This is a genomic window from Rhizobium leguminosarum (assembly GCF_019798305.1).
GTDB lineage: Bacteria > Pseudomonadota > Alphaproteobacteria > Rhizobiales > Rhizobiaceae > Rhizobium > Rhizobium leguminosarum_U.
In genome coordinates, this window is record NZ_JAAXDD010000012.1 from 1 (window position 1) to 22,141 (window position 22,141).

A 22,141-nucleotide genomic window follows, 5' to 3' on the forward strand; every position below is an offset into this window, starting at 1 on the left:
CCCAAGGTTCCTGCAACCACACGGGCCAGATGAAGAGCCGGTTGCGATCCTGCTCCCCACAGTCCCAAACGACTGAGAAGGTGACGATCCGACAACCAGCTTCCGGGCGGGCGGCCACCCGCCCGGAGGCGTTAGTATCCTACATTTTTGTCATCCAAGAAGGTGGCCCGAAGGGTCGGATGAGGGGGCCACGCGACACGTCCTTCATTGCTCTTCGCTTGCGCTCAGCGCATTCGCTCCTGTCGTCGCTCACCCCTCATCTGCCTGCCGGCATCTTCTCCCCGCTGGGGAGAAGGGGGATGTGGCAGCGCTCTTGCTTCCTCTCAGCCAAGTCAAACCATACGGTATTCGATAGGCCGCCCGTTACGCCGATTGAGCCGAGCTTATAAAGGGAGGCGAAAGCACATCCTTAAAGGGGCGATTACCGCTCCCAATCTTCCTTATCAGACTTCGGTCCGTTGCCGATGCGGCGCTCGAGTTCGGTCGCCTCGGTTTCGGACAGGCGCAGATCAAGCGTGATCGTGCCGTCTTCGTTATCCTCGCGGCTGTCGACGATCGCGTGATCGTAAAGCCAGGGCAGCAGTGCCAGCTTGTCGACCGGAAGGCGGATCGTCGCCACGGTCATCACGCCGGACAGTCTGCGGCTGATCTCTTCCATCAGCGTATCGACGCCCTCGCCGCTGACGGCGGAAACCGCCACCACGTTGCTGGCGCCGGCCGATTTCTGCACCATGGCATCGTGCACCTCGGGCTCCAGCCGATCGATCTTGTTCCAGACCTCGATCAGCCGTTTTTCAGCTTCGGCCTCATCGATGCCGAGATCGTTCAGGATGCGCATCACGTCGGAGCTCTGCGCCTGGTTGTCGGCATCGGACATGTCGCGGACATGCAGGATGAGATCGGCCTCCAGCACCTCTTCCAGCGTCGCCCGGAAGGCGGCGACCAGATGGGTCGGCAGGTCGGAGATGAAGCCGACGGTGTCGGACAGGATGACGGTGCGGCCGTGCGGCAGCTTCATGCGCCGAAGCGTCGGGTCGAGCGTGGCAAAGAGCATGTCTTCGGCCACTACGCCAGCGCCGGTGATGCGGTTGAACAGCGTCGACTTGCCGGCATTGGTGTAACCGACCAGGGCCACGATCGGGTGCGGCACCTTGCGGCGCTTGGCGCGGTGGAGCTGGCGAGTACGCACGACCTGCTCCAGCTCGCGTTCGAGCTTGATGATGCGATCCTGCAGCATCCGCCGGTCGGCTTCGATCTGGGTTTCGCCGGGGCCGCCCATGAAGCCGCCGCCGCCGCGCTGGCGTTCAAGGTGGGTCCAGCTTCGGACCAGACGGCCCTTCTGATAATTCAGATGGGCGAGGTCGACCTGCAGCGTGCCTTCTTTGGTGGAGGCGCGGCGGCCGAAGATTTCGAGGATGAGGCCCGTCCGGTCGATGACCTTGGCGTTCCATTCCTTTTCGAGGTTGCGCTGCTGCACCGGCGTCAACGGATGATCGACGATGACGAGACCGGAATCGCGCTCATCGAGCAGCGCCTTGATCTCCTCGATCTTGCCGGTGCCGAGCAACGTGGCCGGTCTCGGATCATTGACCGGGACGATCGAGCCATTGACGACATCGAGATCGATCGCCTGGGCAAGGCCCGTCGCCTCTTCGAGCCGGCTTTCCGGCGTGCGGGTCGATGCCGATTCGCTCTGGCCGCCGCGACTGCGCGATTTCAGAACCGGCACGACGACAGTCGCGCGCATGTCGTCCCTGTGCTTGGCGGCCTCAGGGATGATCGAATCGTTCTTGGTATCGCGTGTCGAAATGACGGCTGATCCTGTTAGGACGCGGCTTCTTCGCTCTCGAACATCTGCATGGGCTGGCCCGGCATGATCGTCGATATCGCATGCTTATACACGAGCTGCGAGTGGCCGTCACGGCGAAGAAGAACACAGAAATTGTCAAAAGACGTAACAACGCCCGTGAGTTTCACGCCGTTGATCAGAAAGATTGTCAGGGAAATCTTTTGCTTGCGAACAGTATTGAGAAATAAGTCCTGAAGATTCTGAGAACGTTCCGCCATCGCGCCGCTTCTTTCTTTATTGCCGACCTGATCTGGCCGGTAGAATATCAATCAACCTCACCATGCGAAGACCGGTGGCATCCTCATTCCACCTGTCCAGCAAATCTTGGTATCAAATCGCAATCTTTTCCGCAACGTCGAAAAAGGCCTCGCGGATTTTCTGCGAAACGCTGCCCGGATGACCGTTGGCAATGGCGTGGCCATCGACGGAAACGACCGGAAAACAAATGCTTGTGGCTGCAGTGAGGAAGACCTCGCGGGCCGCGAGCATCTCCGAAACGGAGAAGTTCCGCTCCGCGATCGTCAACCCCAGCTTGGCACCGACATCCATCAAGGTGGTGCGGGTAATGCCGCGCAGGATGCCGTGTTCGGCCGGGCGCGTCACCAGCGTACCGTCGGGATCGACGATCCAGACATTGGTCGCCGCCCCTTCCTTCACCATGCCATCGCCGTCGACATAGATCGCTTCCTGGGCGCCGGCCTCCTTGGCCTGCTGGCGGGCCATGGCATTCGGCAGAAGGCCGATGGACTTGATGTCGACGCGGTCCCAGCGGTTGTCGACAAGGGTAATCGCCTTGATGCCGTTGGCGTTCTTGGCGGCAATGATCCTGGCATCTGTGCTCTTGGCGGTGATGACAAGCGAGGGCGGCGTTCCCTCTGCCGGGAAGACGTGATCGCGGCGGGCGACGCCGCGCGTCACCTGCATGTAGAAAAGCCCGTTGCGGACATGGTTGCGACGCAGCGTCTCGCGAATGACCTGCGTCAGCGCCGCCCGGCCCATCGGCCAGGCGATGCGCAACTCACTAAGCGAACGGTCGAGACGGTTCAGATGGCGTGTGAGGTCGACGATATAGCCGTGGCGCACCTCGCAGACCTCGTAGACGCCATCGGCAAACTGGTAGCCGCGATCCTCGATATGCACGCTGGCATCGGAATGCTTGACGTAGCGGCCATTCACATAGGCAATTCTCGGCATGGGAAACCTGGTCTTCCGGGAAGCAATATGGGACGCGGCGCGGCGTCGGGCGCGCCGGATACATTCAGACGCCGAGCGACTTCAGCTTGCGGTGCAGCGCCGAACGCTCCATGCCGACGAATTCCGCGGTGCGCGAGATATTGCCGCCGAAGCGGTTGATCTGGGCGATGAGATAATCCTTCTCGAACATCTCGCGGGCTTCGCGCAGCGGCAGCGTCATGATGTGATAGTCGTTCTTGGCGGAAACCTTCGGCAGCATGTCGCCGAGATCGGTCGGCAGCATGTCGGCGGTGATCGGCGCATCCGGGCCGTCGGTGCGGGCAAGGATCATCAGCCGCTCGATGTTGTTGCGCAGCTGGCGGATGTTACCGGGCCAATCATGCGCCTGCAGCACCGCCATGGCGTCGTCGCCGATGCGGCGTGGACGGATGCCGGCCTGCTCGGATATCTGGCGCATCAGCTGGTCGACGAGGAAGGGAATGTCCTCGCGTCGCTCGGCAAGGGCCGGCACACGCACCGGCACGACGGCGAGGCGATGATAGAGATCCTCGCGGAACCATCCTTCAGCGATGCGGCTCTCAAGATTATAGGCGGTCGAGGAGATGATGCGGACATCGACCTTGACGCGCTTGGAACCACCAACCCGCTCGAACTGCTGATCGACCAGCACGCGCAGGATCTTGTTCTGCGTCTCGCGCGGCATTTCGCCGACTTCGTCGAGATAGAGGATGCCGCGATGGGCTTCCTCGAGCGCGCCGATCTTGCGTGCCTGGCCGGGTGTGCCCTCGGTGCCGAAGAGCGCCACCTCCATGCGGTCGGGCGTGATGTTGGCGGCGTTGATCGCAACGAAGGGGCCGTTGGCGCGGGCCGACTTCTTGTGGATCATCCGCGCCACCAGCTCCTTGCCGGAGCCGGAGGCGCCGAGGATCATGATGCGGCTGTTGGTCGGTGCAACCTTCTCGATCGTCTGGCGCAGCTGCGAAACGGCGACCGATGTGCCGATCAGCTCCAGCGCGTCGCCGGTGCGGCGCTTCAGATCCGAGACCTCGCGCTTCAGCTTGGAATTCTCTAGCGCGCGTTCGGCGATCAGGATCAGACGGTCGGCCTTGAAGGGCTTTTCGATAAAATCGAAGGCGCCGCGCTTGATCGCCGAGACCGCGGTCTCGATGTTGCCATGGCCTGATATCATCACCACGGGAAGTTCCGGATGGCGGGTCTTGATCTCGTCGAGCAGCGACAGGCCATCGAGCTTGCTGCCCTGCATCCATATATCGAGGAAGATCAGCCGCGGTACGCGATCGGAAATCGCCGCCAGCGCGCTGTCGCTGTCATGGGCCGTGCGCGTCTCGTGTCCCTCGTCGGAGAGAATGCCGGAAACGATCTCGCGAATATCGTGCTCATCGTCGACGACGAGAATATCAGAGGCCATAAACGCTTTCCTTGTCATTGGCTGCGGGAGCAGGCGTCGGATCCAGGCGTGGCAGATGCACGCGGATCATGGCCCCTCTTCCCCGGTCAAAATCGGCGGGCGCATCATGCAGCTCGAGCTGCCCGCCATGTTCCTCGATGATCTTCTTGACGATGGCGAGGCCGAGGCCGGTGCCCTTCTCGCGCATCGTCATATAGGGCTCCAGAATGCTGTGGCGGTTCTCCACCGGCAGGCCGCGGCCATTGTCGATCACGTCGACGGTGAAGCGGTCGCGGCCGGTATCGAGGGCTGCGCGGACGAGAACCTTGCGTTCGTCCCGTTCGTCGCTCGGAACGGCCTCGATCGATTCGACGGCATTCTTGATGAGATTTCCGAAAGCCTGGCCGAGCATGCGGCTATCGAACAAGCCCTCCAGCGGCTGGTCGCCGAAATCCTGCTCGAAGGTGACGTGATGGTTACCCATCTCGCGCAGGAAGATCGCGTCGCGCAGGATATTGCGCAGGTCGCTCGGCTCCTTGGTCGGCTTCGGCATGCGGGCAAAGGCTGAGAATTCGTCGACCATGCGGCCGATATCGCCGACCTGGCGGATGATCGTATCCGTGCACTGGTCGAAGACGGTGCGGTCATCCGGGTCGATCTGCTTGCCGTAGCGGCGCTGGATGCGCTCGGCGGACAGCTGGATCGGCGTCAGCGGGTTCTTGATCTCATGGGCGATGCGCCTGGCCACGTCGCCCCAGGCGGTCGAGCGCTGGGCGATGACGAGATCGGTGATGTCGTCGAGCGTGATCACGTAGGATTCGCTCATGTCGCGCACTTCCTCGCGGGTGACCTGGACGCTCAGCGTCCTCACCGTGCCGCCGCGCACAAGGGCGATCTGCTTGCGGAAATCGCCGCGATAACGCACCGCCGCCTCGGTCAACACGTGATCGACCTCCGGCGCGATGTCAACCAGCCGCTTTCCGAGCATTTCGTCGGCCGACAGCGACATCAGCGTCTCGGCCGAACTGTTGACGATGGCGATGCGGCGGTCCTGCTCGACGCCGATGACGGCGGCGGTGACGCCCGACAGCACCGCCTCGATGAAGCGGCGGCGGTCGTCGACCTCGTCCTTGGCCTCCAGGATCTCGTCGCGCTGGGTGCGGATTTCCGAGATCATCTTGTTGAAGGTGCGCGAGAGGTTGGCGACGTCGCCGTCGACGGCATGCACCGGCACGACGATGTCCATATTGCCCGATGCAACGCTGTCGGCTGCGGTGATCAGCAGGCGGATCGGCCGGACGATGCGGTCGGCGACGGCGATCGCGGTCCAGATCGCCGCCAGGAGCACGATCAGCGCGAAGCCGATATAGAGCACGGCGAAGGCGACCTGCAGCGAGAAGCGGTTGGCCTCCATCGAGCGGTATTCGGTGGCGTTCTCCTCCATCATGCGCATGGCGCCCATGACCTTGGGATCGACGGCGCGCACCGTATAGAGAAAGGTGCCCTGGATGGCATCGAGCTTGATGATGGCGCCGACGAGATTGGTGACGCCGGGCGGGATCAGCGTCGGCTGACCGGCAGCCGCCTTTTCCAACGCGTCCTGCGGAATGGCCGGCAGCGGCTTTTCGGTGGCGATATCGGCCTGGACGATCACCGAGCCGTCGCGCTCGACGAGAAAGGCGCCGAGCAGGCCGCGGCCCCTCGCCTGGCGGGTCATGAGGTCGGCAAAACCCGTCCGGTCGAGGCTGTAGAGCGCTCGGTTGCGCTCCAGGTCGTTGGCCATGGAGACCGTCTGCCCCTGCAGATAGCTGGCATTCTCCATCATGTAGGCCTGGCCGATATTGCGCGACGAACTGACGATCGACTGGGTGCGCAGGGCAAACCAGCGGTCAAGGCCGGCATTCAGCGTGATACTGGCGAAGATGGCGACGAGGATCGCCGGCGTGATCGCCACGATCGAGAAGAGCACGACGATGCGAATATGCAGGCGGGCTGCCGCACGGCCGCGGGTGCGCGCCTTGAGCAGCCTTGCCACCTCGCGAGCGATCAAGGCGAGCAGCGTCAGGACAAAGAAGGAATTGACGATCACCGAGGTGATGACGACATGCGACGTCGGCGCGATCGGCGTCAGACCGAGCAGCACGAAAAGCGTCGCCGTGGCGCAGAGGAGCGCGCCGCCGGCGAGCACGAGGCCGGGCACGGCAAAAAGGGCGCGGCGATCGGTCACCGTCGTCACCGTCTCGCTCGCCGCGGGCGGCGATACCCCATCCTGCGTCATTCGGCCTCTCTTCAGACGGCACCTGCCGCCCTCGCCATCCGATCGAAACCAAGGAAACGCCGGCTTAAAGAAGCCAGCGTTGCAACGACTCGATCGGGAGCGAATGTCCAAAACCCGTGCGTGACCTTTAAGCAACGCATTGTGGCGAAAATGCAACGCGTCTCGTCACATTGTCAAGCCGTATTAACCTTGTCTCGTCGGCCATGCTTTCGCAGTCGCGGCGTCGCGGTTGCCGGATGATGCACTGACGAGCAGGCGCTGTAGGCTGGGCAAATCGCCTGCCGTTTGCCATGCTGTGTGCCGTCAGCCTTTCCGTCGTGTTGGAAACTAGACTGCAGGCTCATTTACTATGATCCCTGTATTGGATCAGAAAATCTAAGACCCGTTTGAGCGTCTTCTCGTCGTCATCGCGTATTACACCCATACCGACCAGGTCAGAGAACTCGTTGATGAGTCGTAGAGACCTTCTGCAACTGGCATCACCGATCGCACTTGCAACGTCCATGGCGATCCGGCAGCGAGTGAAGGATTCATCGAAAGCGTTTATTCTCAGATACATACTGGCAAAGCTATCAGGTCTTGCGAAAAGACTGATCCCTGTCAAATTCGCCTCGATTTTCCCCTGACTGATGGCGCAGAAAAATAACAGCCACGCAAGGATACGAAACTTAGAGCGTTTCATTTTGCCTTACTGATCAAGTAAACCGCCACAGGCATCATGAACACGACCATGAAAACGATCCAACACTGCCGGTAAAGCACGAATTGACTCTTCAATTCCCGTGGAATCACTTGGCTGTTCTGATCAATTTCGGGGAGCGCCCTTCCCCTTTTCGTTACCAAGTTCGGCCCATATTTGTTGATCTTACTGGTCAGGTGCTCGAAGGCGAAGAGCATGCAGACGTGAAAAATTCCAGCGGCTATAAGACTTCCGATCGCGAAAACTTCAAGAAAATGCATCCCGCTTCTCTATCATGTCACTGTTGCAAAAAGCTCATTACAGCCGATCCAACCTAGTCACGGATACGCAGGCCCTCTCACGCGCCATCGCTGGAACGATTGGCCAGCGACGTCTCTCGACGGGCCTTGATCTGGCCCGTCGAGAGGTTTGTTTTCTCTAGAAGCGACGTGGTCCTTCGGGTTTGTTTCCGACGATCGTGTCGATCCGGTCCAGCACGTCAGACGTCATCTTTTCTCGGTGTGAGAGGGCAGCGAGGTTGTCCTGCAGCTGGCTGGCGCGCGAGGCTCCGAGAATGACCGTCGAGACGTTCCGGTTGGCGAGGCACCACAAAAGGGCGAGATGCGTGATCGACATGCCGATCTCGTCGGCGAGCTTTGCGAGCTCGCCAACTTGCCTGAGCTGGACCCGGCCGGCATCGCTGGACCACTTTTCCTTGAGCCATTCGTAGCCCGGCAGGTTCATACGGCTATCGGCCGGCACACCGTCATTGTATTTGCCGGTCAGGACGCCCGAGGCAAGCGGCGACCAGATCGTAGTGCCAAGGCCGATCAGGTCGTAGAGCGGCAGGTAGTCAGATTCAACCTTCTGGCGTTCGAAGATGTTGTACTGCGGCTGTTCCATGGTCGGCGGCGTGATGCGCAAATCCCGGGCGACGGCATAGGCTTCCGTCAATTGCTGCGCGGACCATTCCGACGTCCCCCAGTAGAGCACCTTGCCCTGGGCGACGAGGTCGTGCATCGCCCGGACCGTTTCCTCGATCGGCGTGTCGATATCCGGGCGGTGGCAGAAGTAAAGGTCGAGGTAGTCGACCTGAAGCCGCTTGAGCGCTGCGTGGCAGGCGTCGGTCACATGCTTGCGCGACAGGCCGCGCTGCGTCGGCCTCTCACCTCCCCAGAAGACCTTGCTGGAGACGACGAAGCTGTCACGGCTCCAGCCAAGCCTGCTGAGCGCCTCGCCCATCACGATCTCGGACTTGCCGCTCTCGTATCCTTCGGCGTTGTCGAAGAAGTTCACCCCGTTGTCATACGCAAGCTTCATGAGGTCGACGGCGTCGCCTCCATTGACCTGCTTGCCGAACGTCACCCAGGAACCGAAGGAGAACTCGCTCACCTGCAGGCCCGACTTTCCCAAACGTCGATATTCCATCATGCAACTCCCGCAAATTATGAACATGTGCCGGCCTGTCACCGGGGGCGCATCGCCCGATTGATCGACGACCGATTGGCGTAATCTATGGCATGCGCAACGATATACGAGGCTCAGTGCGCCAAGTTGACCAAAATACGACGTCGCAGTTTCGGTCAGCCCCAGACGGTAAAGAAAAGGGCGCTCCACGACATCAGTCGGAGCGCCCCGTGGCATGCGATCGACGACGTTTGCGGCGGAGGTCGACAGCAGCAACGGCAGAATGATGAGATTCGGAACGGATAGGCAACATGCAATTGGCATCGGCGACGTTATCGCCCGCTGATTGATCGTGTCATCCACCGGATATCCACAGCCTATCCACAGGCACGGCGACGACGACCGCAACAACTTCAATGACATTCGCCTCTCGGCAAAACACTCCTCACAAATGCTTATGTGACTGTCGAATGACACCGCATCTTTGTTTGTCTGCTTGGATACAAACCGTGGCCTGGCTCAGATAGGCTCAGCGCTCCTCCCGACCGTGGCGGCGGACGCCGGGAGGGGTGGGCGGTGGGCAACATGAGGGCCTGCCGCCTTCTTTTAACCGCGACCCGGCCCGGCCGGTTCACACGTAGAGTTTGACAATTCCCTTGGCTGCCCGGCCCTCGACCGACCTCCGGCAAGATACGCCCTGGCGATATCATCGGCGTCGACCTTCCCGGGGCGCCTCACCGAAAACTCGAGGCGGTCTAACATCCGCTAGATCTGTGGGCCACTACCTGCCGCCGCCACTTCGACGCTTTAGCCGTCAGAATCCGGCCCAACGTTGACTTGCCCGGCAAATGAATGTTTGCCATTTCTTGTTTTGCAGTGCACAATATTTGCTGCTAAAAGGACTTGAGCCGGTGAGAATTTGCATCTACAAATCAGATGAAGCTCCTGAAGTAACGCTGTTTTTGCGAGAAGGCGTACCGGTGCCTGCACATCCGACAGGCCAAAAGTGGCGGCACTTAAAAGCGGTTGTTGGCGAAGAGGTAAGGGCGGACCTTCTGACACAAATAGAGATTGGCAATGGATGTCTTTTTGTCAACCTTGGGGCACCCCCGAAGCACTGATCTAGGATGCTGCGGTGCACGCTGTTCACCCGACATGGAAATATACTCGCTCATTATCGTACCCGCCCCCAGATCACCAATCGGCTGTCTTTCCAGCAGAATGCCGATAGTGGCGCCCTTCGATAGGCGATTACCTCCTCACGGTCATCGTCTCCCACGGCTTCGCTGATCGGCGGCTCGCGCATCCCGCACTCCATAGCTCAGTTTTCAGACTGGCAGCCACCCCGTCGATGTTCTCATTATGTTCGAATGGATCAATAATCAATCTTGGTGAATTGCTTTTTAAGGCTTTGCTGATGAACTGCCATCATGAGAAAACCGCCCCGCAAGCCTTCCAAGACGCTGCTCGGTGAAGCCTCCGAGCCGCTCCGCAGCCGACCGCGCCGGCGGCGAGATCCCGCTCAGCCTAATCTTCCTATCGATCCGATGCCGGCGCATATCACGCCGCGTCGGGCGGAAGGGAGGACACGGTTTCAGATAAGGCACGACCCGGAATTGAATCAGGCCAAAGGTCTGCAATGTCAGCAGCAGAGGACCGACCGGGACTTGGCTGCTCGCAACTACCTGAACCTCGACACCGCGATCTTCCTGGGAATCCTGTTTATTGCGATCGTCTTCAGATTCCACAAGATCACCTTGCCGCTGATCGACGGCTTCAGCTGGCGCGAGATAAGCACTGCAATGATGGCCGACAATTTCCGGCAGCGCAGCTGGAACATTTTCTTTCCGGAGGTCAGCTGGACCGGACCCGGGCCAAGCTATCAGGGCCGCGAGTTCCAGATCGTCAGCTATCTCACAGCCCTGCTCTACCAGCTCTTCGGCTGGCACGACTGGTTCGGCCGCATGGTTGCTGCCTTCTTCGGTCTGCTGACGGTGTTTTCGCTACACCGGCTAACTGCGCTCTGCTGGGACGAGATGCACGCCCACGCGACGGCACTTGCCTACGCGCTGATGCCGGCGGCGATCATGATCGACAGCTCGTTTCTTCCCGATCCCGCGATGCTGGCCTTGGTGACCCTTGGCGTCTGGCTGTTGGCCAAATACTGGGCCGGCGGAAGCGGCTGGCTCTTGCCGCTCGCCACCGTCTGCTTCTCTCTCGGCGTGCTGTCAAAGCCACCAGGCATCGCTGCCGGCGCCGTCATCTTCTATCTGATGGTCTGCTGGATTCTGGAGAAGAAGCGAAAGCAGGCGACCTGGGTTTTCCTGTCGGGGCTTTTGAGCCTGGCGATCATTGGCGCCTATTTCAGCTGGGCGATTTATCTCGGCCGCAGCTATCCGCCGTTTCATGTCGCCGGCACCGGCGGCTATATCTGGGATTACGGCTTCTGGACATATGTCAGGGACAGGTTCTATTTCGAATCCTTATGGAACACCTCGGTCTTGTGGTTCTACGGCTATCCGTTCTTGGTGCTGCTGGCCGTCGGCTTGTGGCTGCCGCCCAGCCCCGCCGAAGACCCGAAGCAACGCACCCTTTCGGCCATTCCCTATGTGTGGCTGGCTGCTGCCATGATCGTCTATCTGGCTGCGGCCGGCGAGATCACCAGCAATGTGTGGAACTTCCACATCTTCCATGTGCCGGTCGCGATGTTCTGCGGCCACGGCGCGCTTCTTCTGGCAACGCTTGCATCGCGAAGCATTCTGACGCCGGCGGTTGTGCTTCGCTCGATCTGCATCGTGGCCGTCGGGCTCGCCTGGTCGACCTTGCCCCTCGTCAGGACGATGAAGAAGCCAATCGCCATGAAGGGCAAGCTGCTTGGCGAGGAACTGGCGCGGTTGGCGCAACCGGGCGACCTTGTCGTCGCCATCGCGCCCGAGGTCGGCGATCCCGTCGCAGTCTACTACAGCAGGGCGCGCGGCTGGTGTTCCCGCCTGGCGGAGGCGATGTCGAATGGTCGAAATTCGTCGCGGATGACGCCACCGCGATCGCACAGCTCGAGGAACTGCGCGCGCAGGGCGCGGATCTGTTCGGCGCGGCCAAGAACGCCGTCGACAAGCAGGACCGGCTATTCGTCGAGCATCATGATGGTGTCATCGACTATCTGGACAAGACCGCAACCAAGCTTGTGGATTCGGATGATTTGCTGGTCTATAGGATCACCCGTCCATGAGATCGCGACTGTCCAGGGCCATCGGCCCCGGGATATGGCCTCGACGGTTCGAGAGAAAAGAGACTTCGGTATCTCGCATTGCGTATTGCCTTGCCACGACCGGATCAATGCTGATCCGGTCGCAGAAATACAATGCGCCGTTTATTTGTTGGACGCAGCGTCTTCGATGATCTTCGCGACTTTATCGGGATGAGAGACCATCACGACGTGAGACGCGCCTTTAACCACAACCGTCTCTTTAGAACCCGCTCGTTCTGCCATCCATCCTAGCGCCTTTGGCGGTATGTTTTTATCCGCGTCACCATAGACGAACCAAGACGGGATCTTCTTCCAGCTCGCCACAGTCGAGGCCTCGCCAAGAGCCTTATCGGTGATTGGGCGCTGTGTTGCGGCCATCAGCTTGCCCTCCGCCTTGGATACATCTGCAGCGAATTGATCGTGAAACGCGCTCTGCTTGATGTACAGGTCCTTTACTCCACCATCCAACGGGACGGGTTCCGCAAGGGTCGGCGCGAGCGTGCTTCCGGGAAACTTGCCCGAAAGCACGAGGGCAGTTTCCCCAACATCGGGCGCGAACGCCGCGACGAAGACGAGCGATTTGACATTGGTGCTGCCTGCTGCTGCCTCGTTGATCACTGAACCACCGTAGGAGTGCCCGACGAGAACGACGTCGGTCTTCAATCCCGCAACCACTTTGCCTACGTAATCGCCATCGGACGTTACACTTCGAAGCGGATTAGCGACCGCCACCACCGGATATCCATCTTTTTCGAGACGTGTGATCACGCCATTCCAACTGGAGGCGTCGGCAAATGCGCCATGCACAAGGACGACCGTCGGCTTTTCGGCCGCATGGGCGTTCAAAAGGCCGCCTGCGGTGATCGCGACAGCGGCGACAAATATCTTCAACATAGTCAAACTCCTTTTGTATCGCGCCCGATTCCTTAGTGCACAATCTTTCAGAAGACAAGTCCTGAAATTCCCGTTCACCTCGATTGACGATTGCGGTGAGCCATGAGGCCACACGCATTGCTCAGACCAGACCCGGCAACGATGCCGGTCCATCGCCGCATCCGGCTCTTACTCTAGGAAACTGTTGCGATTCCACTGGGCCGCGCCATTTGGCGTATTCAAAAGGCGCCAGGGCTCCAATCGAAGTGAGGTGAAAGTTCAGCGGCAGGTCAATTTTAAATCCCTTAGCTGCCGGCAAAAAGCCGTGCGGCCTACTCCCCCATCGATTGATAGAGCCAGTCGGAGAGCTTCTCGGTCGCCACTCGCGCGCCGGCGCCCGGAAGCAACGCGTCGTCGGTCAATTCAACGCCGAAATAGGAGGCGGATCGATCCGTTATCACCTGCCGTTCATCTTCATTCGCGGCGAGATAGATCCGAGCGATTTCATCAATACCGAGTTGCTCCGGGCCGCCGATTTCGGCGACATCGTCCAGCGGCGCTCCCATTGCCAGTTCCGCCAGCAACGCGGCGACGTCTCCAGCTGCGACCGGTTTCATGAACGCCGGCGGCAATCGAAAGACATCACCATCGGCACCGGTATCGATCAATCCGCTGATGAACTCGTAAAACTGTGTGGAGCGGAGAATGGTATAGGGTCGCTTTGACGCCCTGATGAGATTCTCCTGGACCATTTTCGCGCGGAAGTAATCGCTTTCAACGAGACGCGGCGTGCCGACGACGGAAAGTGCAAGATAGTGGCTGACGCCGGCCTCAGCTGCGGCAGCAAGCAAATTCCTGGTCGAAGCCCTGAAAAATTCGTGCGCTGCGCGGTCGCCGAAGGACGCCGCGTTGGTAACATCAACAATGACCTCAGCCCCTGCCAAGGCCGTATCAAGGCCTTTTCCGGTGATGGTGTCGACGCCGAGCGACAACGACGCGGCCGCGACTTGATGACCGGACTGGCGCAAGTTTTCACTGAGCCGTGTTCCGACAACACCGGTTGCTCCCGCCACTGTGATTTTCATCTCAGCACCCCTTTGTTGCATTGCGCGGCGCGAATAAGGACGAGATCGCCGACGGGCTTCCCGTCTTCAATGTCTGGCGATCGATTGGATCGACAATGACCGGAAAGCCAGGCGCGCTCTATCGTCCATGGGGTTCGGTCGCTTTAGCCGTAGGTCTAGGAAAGCCAGCCCAACGGTTAGGATGACGCACCAGGAAGGCAGAACAGGTCCCCAATTCCTCGTGCGCGCAAAAGTGCCGACCCCGGCACGGCGGCTACATCCCCGCGCAATGCATGGGTTTCCATGAGTTGCGGTTGTAATGTGGCGGGGTTACGGTTTGAACATGAGCTCGCCAGCCCCGAAATCGAGAAGAACTACGGTACGAAACGCCGACGATCCGTTGGCTTTGTCTGTCCGGCAGGAGCAGCTGATGATGAGCGTCTGGTCGCACCGCCCCCAACCCCTGTATCTAGGGCTTTTCATCGTGGCCTATGTGCTGGCCTGCGGATTCGCACAGTCGCTGGCGATCGTCCCTGGAACCGGCATTTCCATCTGGCCCGCGAGCGGGCTTTTCATCGCAACACTTGTCCTCGCCTCCCGCTACAGCTGGCCTTGGTGGGTACTGGGGGGCTGCCTGGCTGAATTGTTCAGCAATTACGTGTGGTTTCACAGCCCCCTGCCTGCGGCCGTCCTGATCTACATCGGCAACGCTCTTGAAGCGGTGGCCGGAGCATGGCTCGTCAACCAGGCTTTGAAGCGGCCAGTTCGGTTTGAAACCCTGCAGGACGTTTTCGCATTTGTCGTACTGGGCGCAGGGATTGCGCCCATCGTCAGCGCGACTGTGGGAAGTGCGACCCTGGCATGGTTTGGCATGCAATCGCAATCCTTCGCAACGGCTTGGCCTCTATGGTGGATCGGAGACGCCACCGGTGTCTTGATCGTCGCGCCGCTGGCGCTGGTTGTGTTTCATAGCTGGCGCGGCAAGACCCAGCTCTCGGCCGCGCAATGGGTGGAAGCTGGCGTCCTGGGGTTAATCTTTCTCGGCGTTGCCGCTCTTTCTCTGAGCGGCTACCTCCCCTTCGCATACATCATCATGCCGCCCCTTCTTTGGGCTGCCGTTCGCTTCGAGTTCAAAGGTGCTGCCGTATCCTTGGCTCTCCTCGCACTGATCACGGCGCTGTTTACGATAACGGGGACCAGCCAGTTCGCCGGCGATCCCGAGTCCCAGAAGCACAAGCAGGTCATGCTGCAGCTTTTTTTGGCCATCTCGGCATTTTCGGCGCTCATCGTGGCCGCCATTTCCCGGCAGCACCAGTCGGCATTGCTCAATTTGCGCCAAAGCATAGAAACATTGCGGGAACGGGAGGAGGAGCTTTCGCATCTCGTGGATATGGTTCCGAGCCATGTGTGGCGCCTGACGCCCGATGGCGAGCCGACATTCTTCAATAGGCGGATGGTCGATTTTCTCGGTCTGGATGTCGTGGATTTCGACAAGCCGGGCATGAGTCGGCTGGAGGCGCTCCTGGACGCCACTGTTCATCCCGAGATGCGGTGGGGTTCGGTGATGCCCTGCGGAGGTGTATTCTCACGGGCGAGAACTTCGCCATCCGCTATCGCTTGCGCCGCGCCGACGGAATTTATCGCTGGATGTCGAGCCGGGCCGAGCCAATGCGGGATCAGGCGGGGCGCATCGTCCAGTGGTACGGCCTTTGTCACGACATCGACGATCAGGTCCAGGCCGAGGACGCTGTGCGTCGGAGCCAACAACAGCTTCAGCAGATCATAGACGCCGTGCCGGTCCGCATCTGGAGTGTAGAGCCTAGCGGCGGGTCGTTCTATTTCAACAAGCGGTATCAGGACCATTTCCGCTCGGTTATCGCCGATTTCGACGCTCTCGGTGAACCGCGCATCGACGATCTGCTGCAGCAGCTGGTTCATCCCGAAGACGCTCCCGATATCCAGCGCACGCTCCGGAACTGCTTCGAAACCGGCGACGGCTCCGCGATGCGATTTCGCTGGCGCGAAAAGGATGACGTCTACCGCTGGGCGGAGTGCCGGGTGGAGCCTCGGCGCGACGAAAGCGGAACGGTCGCGGAATGGTATGGCGTTTCTCTCGACATCGACGATGAGGTACGCGCACTGGAGGCGTTGCGCAACCGAGAGCGCGAACTCTCGCAGCTCGTCGACATGGTCCCGGCTCAGATCAGGCGCCTGACGCCGGAAGGCGAGCCGGTCTTCTTCAACAAACGGCTGATCGACTTTTTCGGTCTCGACGTAGGCGACATGGACAGGCCCGACATGAGCCGCCTCGCCTCGGTCATTCACACCCTCGTCCATCCCGATGACGCACCGAGGTTGCTGGAGACGGTTCACCATTCCCTCGCCAGCGGCGATCCCTTCTCGATAAAATACCGCATGCGCCGTTTCGACGGTGCCTATCGCTGGGTCGACGGCCGCGCGGAACCGCTGCGGGATCAAAGCGGCGCAATCATGCAATGGTATGTGATCTCAGTCGACATCGACGACGAGATGCGTGCGCAGGAAGCGCTGCGCGACCGCGAGCGAGAGCTTTCGCAACTGGTGGATATGGTTCCCAGCCTGCTCTGGCGGCTCAACTCGGAAGGCACCCCGACCTTCTTCAACCAGCGCCTGATCGATTTTCTCGGTCTCGGCATCGCCGATATGGAAAAGCCCGGCTTGAGCCGGCTGGCAGCCCTCATCGAAGCCGCCGTCCATCCCGATGATGCCGCCAGCCTCGCCGAAGCGCTCAACCATTCCCTCGTCACCGGCGAGGGCTTTTCGAAGCAGTATCGCCTGCGGCGCGCCGACGGCGTCTACCGATGGGTGAAAGGCAGCGCGGAGCCGTTGCGGGATGAAAGCGGCCGGATCGTGCAATGGTATGGTCTCTCGCATGACATCGACGATCAACTACGCGTCGAGGAGGCGTTGCGGGAAAGAGAACGATCGCTCTCGCAGCTCGTTGAAACGCTGCCGGCAATGATCGATTGCGCAGCACCTGATGGGGAGCCGATCTATCGCAGCCAGCAACTGCGCGACTTCCTCGGTTATAATCTCGATGAGTTGGATGGAACAGGCAAAACCCGGCTGGACGGCACACTCGATGCCGGGGTTCATCCTGACGATGTGGCAGGGGTCAAAGAAAACTATGCCCATTCATTGTCCACTGGCGAGCCCTATGCGCGTAGGCACCGTCTGCGGCGCCATGATGGTGAATACCGTTGGGTCGAGACGCGCGCGGCACCGATGCGCAATGCCGAAGGCGTCATCGTCCAGTGGAATGTCATCTGCCTCGATATCGACGGTGAAGTTCACGCGGAGGAAGATTTGCGTCGGGCGCGAGAGGGTCTTGCACGGGCGAGCCAGGTGGCGAGCCTGGCCGAGCTTTCAGCCTCCATTGCCCACGAGGTGAACCAGCCGCTTGCGGCCGTCGTGGCCAACTCACACGCCTGCCAGCGTTGGCTCATGGCCGAGCCGCCGAATATGGAGCGGGCACAGAGGACGGTCGAGCGTATCATCCGGGATGCCAACTCGGCCGCAGATGTCGTCAGCCGTATTCGCGCTCTGTTCAAGCAATCCGTGGACAGGAGGATCCCATCGACGCTCTCCGGTATCGTCAACGAAGTGCGCAACCTGATGGCTGACGAGGCCTGGCGTCGTCACGTTCGGATAGAGGCGGAGGTCGACGCCACCCTTCCGCTCATCGCAATCGACCGCGTCCAGATCCAGCAGGTTCTGATCAATCTCATCCGCAACGGCATCGAGGCAATGGACGCCACGACAGGTGACAACGTCATCGAAATCCGCGTGCGCCTGATTGGGAATATCCTCCAGACCGAGATCAGCGATCGCGGACAGGGCATCGACTTTCCCGAAAGGATGTTTGAGCCGTTCTTTACGACGAAAGAATACGGCATGGGCATGGGGCTGGCCATCTGCCGCTCGATCGTCGAATTGCACGGCGGACGATTGTGGGCCGAGAAGAACAATCCGTGCGGAGCCACGTTGATCTTCACATTGCCTATTGAAACGAAGGCGGTGCCATGACGGTTGACGACCATATCGTCTTCATCGTCGACGATGATGAACGTGTTCGGGAAGCGCTCGGCGAGTTGCTGGACTCGCACGGCATGCGCGCCATTACCTTCGCATCTGCAGGCGACTATGTGAGAGCGGACAAGCCGGACGTGCCCGCCTGCCTCGTGCTGGATATCGAGCTGCCTGACATCAACGGCCTCGATCTGCAGAGGCAGATCGCCGACAGGGATCATCCGCCGATCGTCTTCATTACGGGACACGGCGACATTCCCTCCTCCGTGCGTGCGATCAAGCATGGCGCGGTAGATTTCCTGACCAAACCGTTCAGCGATGCGGATCTCATGGCGGCAATCCAGGCGGCGCTTGCTCAGGATCGGGAAAAGAGAGCCGAGCGCGCCGAGATCGACATGCTCAGACGGCACTATCTCGACCTGACGCCGCGAGAGCGCGAGGTGCTGCCACTCGTTGTCAGCGGCCTTCTCAATAAGCAGGCGGCAGCCGAATTGGGGATCAGCGAAGTGACGCTGCAAATCCACAGAAGAAATGTGATGCAGAAAATGGCGGCGGCGTCGCTCGCCGATCTGGTGCGGATCGCGGAGAGATTGGAAATACCAATAACCCACTCGCGACGAGTGGGAGGGACTTGAACATGAACAAGACAAGACACGTCGTGGCAATTGTCGATGACGATCCAAGGTTGCTGGAATCGATGGGCGACCTTCTGGAATCTGCGGGTTATGTGGCCCGCAGCTTCTCGTCGGCGGGCTCGCTGCTCGTCAACGGGCTGTCGGACCTCGACCTGCTCATCACCGATATCGGAATGCCTGGCATCGACGGCTTCGAACTTCGTGACCTCGTGAGGAAGTCACGTCCGGAGCTGCCGGTCTTCATGATCACCGGCCGCCACGAGATAGCCGATCAGGGACGCGCTCAAGGCGCGAGCGGATTTTTCCGCAAGCCGTTCGATGCCCAGGCCCTGCTGGCGGCCATCGCCAATGCTTTGCATAAATCGACAGATGGAGGGTGACATGAGAGTTGACCAGCCGTTGCAGCGGAGATCGGCGCCGTTATCACTGCAGTGCACTTATGAAGAGAACCAGCCGCTTGTCATAATCGTCGATGACGACGCCTCGGTGCGCGAGGCACTGTCTGAGCTGATCTTGTCGGCGGGTTTCCAGTCGACCAGTTTTGCTTCGACCCGCGAATTGCTTGACGCCGATATCTTGGATAGTCCCGGCTGCCTGATCCTTGATGTACGCATGCCGGGAGCAAGTGGCCTCCACCTGCAGAGTCATCTGGCCGAAAACGGCATTTCCAAACCGATCATCTTCCTGACCGGACATGGCGACATCCCGATGACCGTTCAGGCGATGAAGGCCGGCGCTGTGGACTTTCTCACCAAACCGGCGCGGGACCAGACGCTGCTCGACGCCATCAGTGCGGCCATTGCGATGGATGCCGAGCGACGGGCGGAAGCTGCCATCGCCAAGCGCAATATCAAGCGCTTGGAGACGCTGACGCAGCGCGAGCGCGAGGTGTTGCATGAAGTGGCACGCGGACGCCTCAACAAGCAGATCGCTTTCGATCTGGGCATCAGCGAAGTGACGGTAAAGCTGCACCGCAGCAATGTCATGCACAAGATGGAGGCCGCCTCCATCGGCGAACTGATCCGGGCCTGGGAAACACTGCCCGCACAAATGCGCCAGGTCGGCCCGCGCTAGCTTACAGGCGAAGGATGCCGGCCTCGAACATGATCTGCCGCCGCTGTCCATTTGATGCGCGCCGTATCCGATTCGCGCCGGAAAAGACGATGCGGCGCCGATAATGGGTTTCGGCCCCGCACCCATGCGTTATCTCTAAATTAAAGCTCGGGGATATGACCCGGCTTTGGTTCCCCAAAGGAGATCTCGCCTTGAACAATCGATCGTCAACCGCGCCTTCCCCTGAAACCAACGCCTTCGAAAACGAAGCAAACTTCTTGTCGGCCATAGGGAACGCCAAACGGCTTCACATTCTGCATCTGCTGGCCGAAGGAGAAATGTCCGTGGGCGTTCTGGCCGACGAGGTGGGATTGAGCCAATCTTCGACTTCCCAGCATTTGGCAATTCTTCGAGAGCAGGAACTCGTGCAGCCGCGAAGGGCTGCCCAGACGATCTACTATTCACTTCAATCCGCCGCGGCCACGCCGATGCTCGATACGCTCGCCGACATCTTCGGATGGCACCGTGGCACCGAAGGAGAACGTGCCCGAGCCGCAGGCGCCTGACGAAATGACGAAGCGTTGCTCTTGCAGCTCATGATTGGCGTCCATTCTGCTGAGGTTGATCTTGTAGGCACTCGGGATCGGCACCGCGGCAACGAAGAGCAGCGCAATGGCGAAGAAAGCGGTTTTGAAAGAGATGACTGCGGCTTGAGCGTAAGCGCCAAGCTGAGGCCGTTCAGGGGCGTAATTCCAGGCCGGGATGCCCGTGGCACGGGAATCCCGCGATGCTTCGCCCACATGCCCCTCGAACGCATCGGTCCCTGATGTACGTTTGATGTACGCCTCCTAGACCACGGTGTGATTACGTCTCCATTGCGAATGGAGATAATGAATCACATCAGGAACGGAACAGTCAGCAGGAGACGGCCATGACTATGGACGTAACGAACGGCCGGCGGTATGGGGGCGATCATGGACGTATATGAGGCTGTCAAAAGTCGACGGTCGGTGCGCGGATTTAAAGGCGAGTCCGTGAAGAGGGAGGTACTTGAGCGTGTGCTGGCCGCCGCAGCTTGGTCGCCATCAGGGTCGAACATCCAGCCGTGGAACACCTACGTGATGACCGGTGCACCGCTGGCAGAGCTCAAGACGTCCGCCGTCGAGCGCGTGGCCCATGGCGACGCCTGGGACAAGCGGCAGTACGAGATGTACCCTCCCGGGCTGAAGCCCCCCTACGGGGAGCGCCGCTCCGCCTTCGGCAAGGAGCGCTACAGCGCGCTCGGCATTGCACGCGAGGACTGGGAGGCGCGCCAGCGGGCAGCAATCGCCAACTGGAACTGTTTCGGCGCGCCCGCCGCCCTGTTTTGCTACATCGACCGTGACCTGGGCCTACCCCAATGGGCCGACGTCGGCATGTATCTGCAGACCGTCATGCTGCTGCTCCGCGCCGAAGGTCTGCACAGTTGCCCGCAGATGGCGTGGTCGCAGGTTCGCGAGACGGTCGCGGAGGTCCTGTCACCCCCGGATGGGCTGATCCTCTTCTGCGGCATGTCGATCGGGTACGAGGACCCCACGGTCAGTTACGCCCGTACGGGCCGCGCCCCGCTCGACGAGACGGTCACGTTCCTCGGCGATCAGTGACTTGCGATCATCATGCGAGACATTGGAAAACGCCATGACCACACATAAAGTAGGCTATCTCATCGGCAGCCTCGCCAAGGGCTCGATCAACCGCAAGCTCGCCAAGGCGTTGGTACGGTTCGCCCCGCCGGAACTTGAAATGTCGGAGATATCCTTCAAGGACCTGCCGCTCTACAGCTACGACTATGACGCCGACTACCCTCCGGCTGGCAAGGGATTCAAGGCGGCAATCGCGGCCGTCGACGCCGTGCTGTTCGTCACGCCCGAATACAATCGGTCCATACCCGGCGGGCTGAAAAACGCAATTGACTGGGCGAGCCGCCCCTACGGCACCAACTCGTTCACACGTAAGCCGTCAGCAGTGATCGGCACGTCGCCGGGCGCGATAGGCACAGCAGTCGCCCAGCAGAATTTGCGCAGCGTGCTCAGTTTCTGCAACTCTCCTCAGATGAATGCCCCGGAAGCCTACATCCAGTTCACACCAGGGCTGATCACCGATGACGGCGAGGTCACGAACGACACCACCGCCGATTTCCTTCGCACTTTCATGCAGGACTTCCATGTCTTCATCGCAAGGGTTCGCTCAGTGCTGCCGAAAGATGCCTAGAGGGCGCTTGGACCAAGGATCGCGATATCCTGTTCCTTCCAATCGCAAAGGGTCTGTTCCTCAGATGCCTGGAAGGGTCGCAAAGCTGGCCGCGTCCATCCGGGCGGCCAACTCCTGTTTTTAAAGCGCGCAATGC

18 protein-coding genes and 2 pseudogenes are annotated in these 22,141 nt (G+C 60.2%); 8 read left to right on the plus strand and 12 right to left on the minus strand.

What is annotated here, in order from left to right; all coding sequences use genetic code 11:
- Nucleotides 1-421: 421 nt before the first annotated feature.
- From hflX to HFO99_RS21290, 8 genes are all read right to left on the minus strand, one after another.
- Nucleotides 422-1,747: a GTPase HflX gene (gene hflX, locus HFO99_RS21255; RefSeq protein WP_222363425.1), complete on the minus strand. Its 1,326-nt coding sequence runs from the start codon at nucleotides 1,745-1,747 to the stop codon at nucleotides 422-424.
- A 77-nt stretch (nucleotides 1,748-1,824) separates the two neighbouring features.
- Nucleotides 1,825-2,067, minus strand: coding sequence for an RNA chaperone Hfq (hfq, locus tag HFO99_RS21260; RefSeq protein WP_003539403.1), 243 nt, complete (start codon nucleotides 2,065-2,067; stop codon nucleotides 1,825-1,827).
- Nucleotides 2,068-2,179: 112 nt separating this feature from the next.
- Nucleotides 2,180-3,043, minus strand: a complete 864-nt coding sequence (locus tag HFO99_RS21265; protein WP_222335330.1) for a D-amino-acid transaminase — start codon at nucleotides 3,041-3,043, stop codon at nucleotides 2,180-2,182.
- Between the two features lie 64 nt (nucleotides 3,044-3,107).
- Entirely contained in the window at nucleotides 3,108-4,472 is a 1,365-nt protein-coding gene (locus HFO99_RS21270) for a sigma-54-dependent transcriptional regulator (RefSeq protein ID WP_017960314.1), read from the minus strand.
- Nucleotides 4,462-6,729: a sensor histidine kinase NtrY-like gene (locus HFO99_RS21275; protein ID WP_222363427.1), complete on the minus strand. Its 2,268-nt coding sequence runs from the start codon at nucleotides 6,727-6,729 to the stop codon at nucleotides 4,462-4,464. Before HFO99_RS21275 ends, HFO99_RS21270 begins: the two co-directional genes overlap by 11 nt.
- Nucleotides 6,730-7,069: 340 nt before the next feature.
- The gene (locus HFO99_RS21280; RefSeq protein WP_222363429.1) at nucleotides 7,070-7,411 is read right to left on the minus strand and encodes a hypothetical protein; all 342 of its coding nucleotides are present in this window, start codon (nucleotides 7,409-7,411) and stop codon (nucleotides 7,070-7,072) included.
- The gene (locus HFO99_RS21285) at nucleotides 7,408-7,689 is read right to left on the minus strand and encodes a hypothetical protein (protein ID WP_012757344.1); all 282 of its coding nucleotides are present in this window, start codon (nucleotides 7,687-7,689) and stop codon (nucleotides 7,408-7,410) included. Before HFO99_RS21285 ends, HFO99_RS21280 begins: the two co-directional genes overlap by 4 nt.
- A 157-nt stretch (nucleotides 7,690-7,846) precedes the next feature.
- Nucleotides 7,847-8,836, minus strand: a complete 990-nt coding sequence (locus HFO99_RS21290) for a potassium channel beta subunit family protein (protein ID WP_222363431.1) — start codon at nucleotides 8,834-8,836, stop codon at nucleotides 7,847-7,849.
- A gap of 1,577 nt (nucleotides 8,837-10,413) precedes the next feature.
- Here HFO99_RS21290 and HFO99_RS21295 point away from each other — a divergent pair.
- Nucleotides 10,414-12,044, plus strand: a pseudogene (locus tag HFO99_RS21295) (ArnT family glycosyltransferase).
- A gap of 141 nt (nucleotides 12,045-12,185) precedes the next feature.
- On the opposite strand, the gene HFO99_RS21300 reads toward HFO99_RS21295, so the two are convergent.
- Both HFO99_RS21300 and HFO99_RS21305 read right to left on the minus strand, forming a co-directional pair.
- Nucleotides 12,186-12,956 carry an alpha/beta fold hydrolase gene (locus HFO99_RS21300; RefSeq protein WP_222363433.1) on the minus strand — a complete coding sequence of 257 codons (771 nt, stop codon included), beginning with the start codon at nucleotides 12,954-12,956 and terminating at the stop codon, nucleotides 12,186-12,188.
- 311 nt (nucleotides 12,957-13,267) lie between these two features.
- Nucleotides 13,268-14,020 (minus strand): SDR family oxidoreductase, encoded by a 753-nt coding sequence (locus HFO99_RS21305; RefSeq protein WP_222363435.1) that lies wholly within the window; start codon nucleotides 14,018-14,020, stop codon nucleotides 13,268-13,270.
- 409 nt (nucleotides 14,021-14,429) lie between these two features.
- On the opposite strand from HFO99_RS21305, the pseudogene HFO99_RS21310 reads away from it, so the two are divergent.
- The 4 genes and pseudogenes from HFO99_RS21310 to HFO99_RS21325 all read left to right on the plus strand — a co-directional run bounded on the left by HFO99_RS21310 (nucleotide 14,430) and on the right by HFO99_RS21325 (nucleotide 19,776).
- Nucleotides 14,430-18,064 (plus strand): annotated as a pseudogene (locus HFO99_RS21310) (PAS domain-containing protein).
- Nucleotides 18,061-18,702: a response regulator transcription factor gene (locus HFO99_RS21315; protein ID WP_222331936.1), complete on the plus strand. Its 642-nt coding sequence runs from the start codon at nucleotides 18,061-18,063 to the stop codon at nucleotides 18,700-18,702. Before HFO99_RS21310 ends, HFO99_RS21315 begins: the two are co-directional and overlap by 4 nt.
- A 2-nt stretch (nucleotides 18,703-18,704) precedes the next feature.
- Nucleotides 18,705-19,082: a response regulator gene (locus HFO99_RS21320; RefSeq protein WP_003550117.1), complete on the plus strand. Its 378-nt coding sequence runs from the start codon at nucleotides 18,705-18,707 to the stop codon at nucleotides 19,080-19,082.
- A 1-nt stretch (nucleotide 19,083) separates the two neighbouring features.
- Nucleotides 19,084-19,776 (plus strand): response regulator transcription factor, encoded by a 693-nt coding sequence (locus HFO99_RS21325; RefSeq protein WP_222331935.1) that lies wholly within the window; start codon nucleotides 19,084-19,086, stop codon nucleotides 19,774-19,776.
- Between the two features lies 1 nt (nucleotide 19,777).
- Here HFO99_RS21325 and HFO99_RS21330 read toward each other — a convergent pair whose 3' ends face one another.
- Entirely contained in the window at nucleotides 19,778-20,044 is a 267-nt protein-coding gene (locus HFO99_RS21330) for a hypothetical protein (RefSeq protein ID WP_222248143.1), read from the minus strand.
- On the opposite strand from HFO99_RS21330, the gene HFO99_RS21335 reads away from it, so the two are divergent.
- Nucleotides 19,968-20,321, plus strand: coding sequence for an ArsR/SmtB family transcription factor (locus HFO99_RS21335; RefSeq protein WP_222247767.1), 354 nt, complete (start codon nucleotides 19,968-19,970; stop codon nucleotides 20,319-20,321). The genes HFO99_RS21330 and HFO99_RS21335 overlap by 77 nt on opposite strands.
- Here HFO99_RS21335 and HFO99_RS21340 read toward each other — a convergent pair.
- Complete coding sequence (locus HFO99_RS21340) at nucleotides 20,217-20,555, minus strand: hypothetical protein (protein WP_222363702.1); 339 nt, start codon at nucleotides 20,553-20,555, stop codon at nucleotides 20,217-20,219. The two genes, HFO99_RS21335 and HFO99_RS21340, sit on opposite strands and share 105 nt — an antisense overlap.
- Before the next feature lie 174 nt (nucleotides 20,556-20,729).
- On the opposite strand from HFO99_RS21340, the gene HFO99_RS21345 reads away from it, so the two are divergent.
- Both HFO99_RS21345 and HFO99_RS21350 read left to right on the plus strand, forming a co-directional pair.
- Entirely contained in the window at nucleotides 20,730-21,398 is a 669-nt protein-coding gene (locus HFO99_RS21345) for a nitroreductase (RefSeq protein ID WP_222363437.1), read from the plus strand.
- A gap of 34 nt (nucleotides 21,399-21,432) precedes the next feature.
- On the plus strand, nucleotides 21,433-22,005 hold the full coding sequence (locus tag HFO99_RS21350) for an NADPH-dependent FMN reductase (RefSeq protein WP_222363439.1): 573 nt from the start codon (nucleotides 21,433-21,435) through the stop codon (nucleotides 22,003-22,005).
- The last annotated feature ends 136 nt before the right edge of the window (nucleotides 22,006-22,141 follow it).

What these genes read in the sequence shown, in the direction of transcription:
- hflX (WP_222363425.1), bottom strand. Translation starts at nt 1,747, where the DNA reads ATGCGCGCGACTGTCGTCGTGCCGGTTCTGAAATCGCGCAGTCGCGGC.
- hfq (WP_003539403.1), bottom strand. Translation starts at nt 2,067, where the DNA reads ATGGCGGAACGTTCTCAGAATCTTCAGGACTTATTTCTCAATACTGTT.
- HFO99_RS21265 (WP_222335330.1), bottom strand. Translation starts at nt 3,043, where the DNA reads ATGCCGAGAATTGCCTATGTGAATGGCCGCTACGTCAAGCATTCCGAT.
- HFO99_RS21270 (WP_017960314.1), bottom strand. Translation starts at nt 4,472, where the DNA reads ATGGCCTCTGATATTCTCGTCGTCGACGATGAGCACGATATTCGCGAG.
- HFO99_RS21275 (WP_222363427.1), bottom strand. Translation starts at nt 6,729, where the DNA reads ATGACGCAGGATGGGGTATCGCCGCCCGCGGCGAGCGAGACGGTGACG.
- HFO99_RS21280 (WP_222363429.1), bottom strand. Translation starts at nt 7,411, where the DNA reads ATGAAACGCTCTAAGTTTCGTATCCTTGCGTGGCTGTTATTTTTCTGC.
- HFO99_RS21285 (WP_012757344.1), bottom strand. Translation starts at nt 7,689, where the DNA reads ATGCATTTTCTTGAAGTTTTCGCGATCGGAAGTCTTATAGCCGCTGGA.
- HFO99_RS21290 (WP_222363431.1), bottom strand. Translation starts at nt 8,836, where the DNA reads ATGGAATATCGACGTTTGGGAAAGTCGGGCCTGCAGGTGAGCGAGTTC.
- HFO99_RS21300 (WP_222363433.1), bottom strand. Translation starts at nt 12,956, where the DNA reads ATGTTGAAGATATTTGTCGCCGCTGTCGCGATCACCGCAGGCGGCCTT.
- HFO99_RS21305 (WP_222363435.1), bottom strand. Translation starts at nt 14,020, where the DNA reads ATGAAAATCACAGTGGCGGGAGCAACCGGTGTTGTCGGAACACGGCTC.
- HFO99_RS21315 (WP_222331936.1), top strand. Translation starts at nt 18,061, where the DNA reads ATGACGGTTGACGACCATATCGTCTTCATCGTCGACGATGATGAACGT.
- HFO99_RS21320 (WP_003550117.1), top strand. Translation starts at nt 18,705, where the DNA reads ATGAACAAGACAAGACACGTCGTGGCAATTGTCGATGACGATCCAAGG.
- HFO99_RS21325 (WP_222331935.1), top strand. Translation starts at nt 19,084, where the DNA reads ATGAGAGTTGACCAGCCGTTGCAGCGGAGATCGGCGCCGTTATCACTG.
- HFO99_RS21330 (WP_222248143.1), bottom strand. Translation starts at nt 20,044, where the DNA reads ATGGCCGACAAGAAGTTTGCTTCGTTTTCGAAGGCGTTGGTTTCAGGG.
- HFO99_RS21345 (WP_222363437.1), top strand. Translation starts at nt 20,730, where the DNA reads ATGGACGTATATGAGGCTGTCAAAAGTCGACGGTCGGTGCGCGGATTT.
- HFO99_RS21350 (WP_222363439.1), top strand. Translation starts at nt 21,433, where the DNA reads ATGACCACACATAAAGTAGGCTATCTCATCGGCAGCCTCGCCAAGGGC.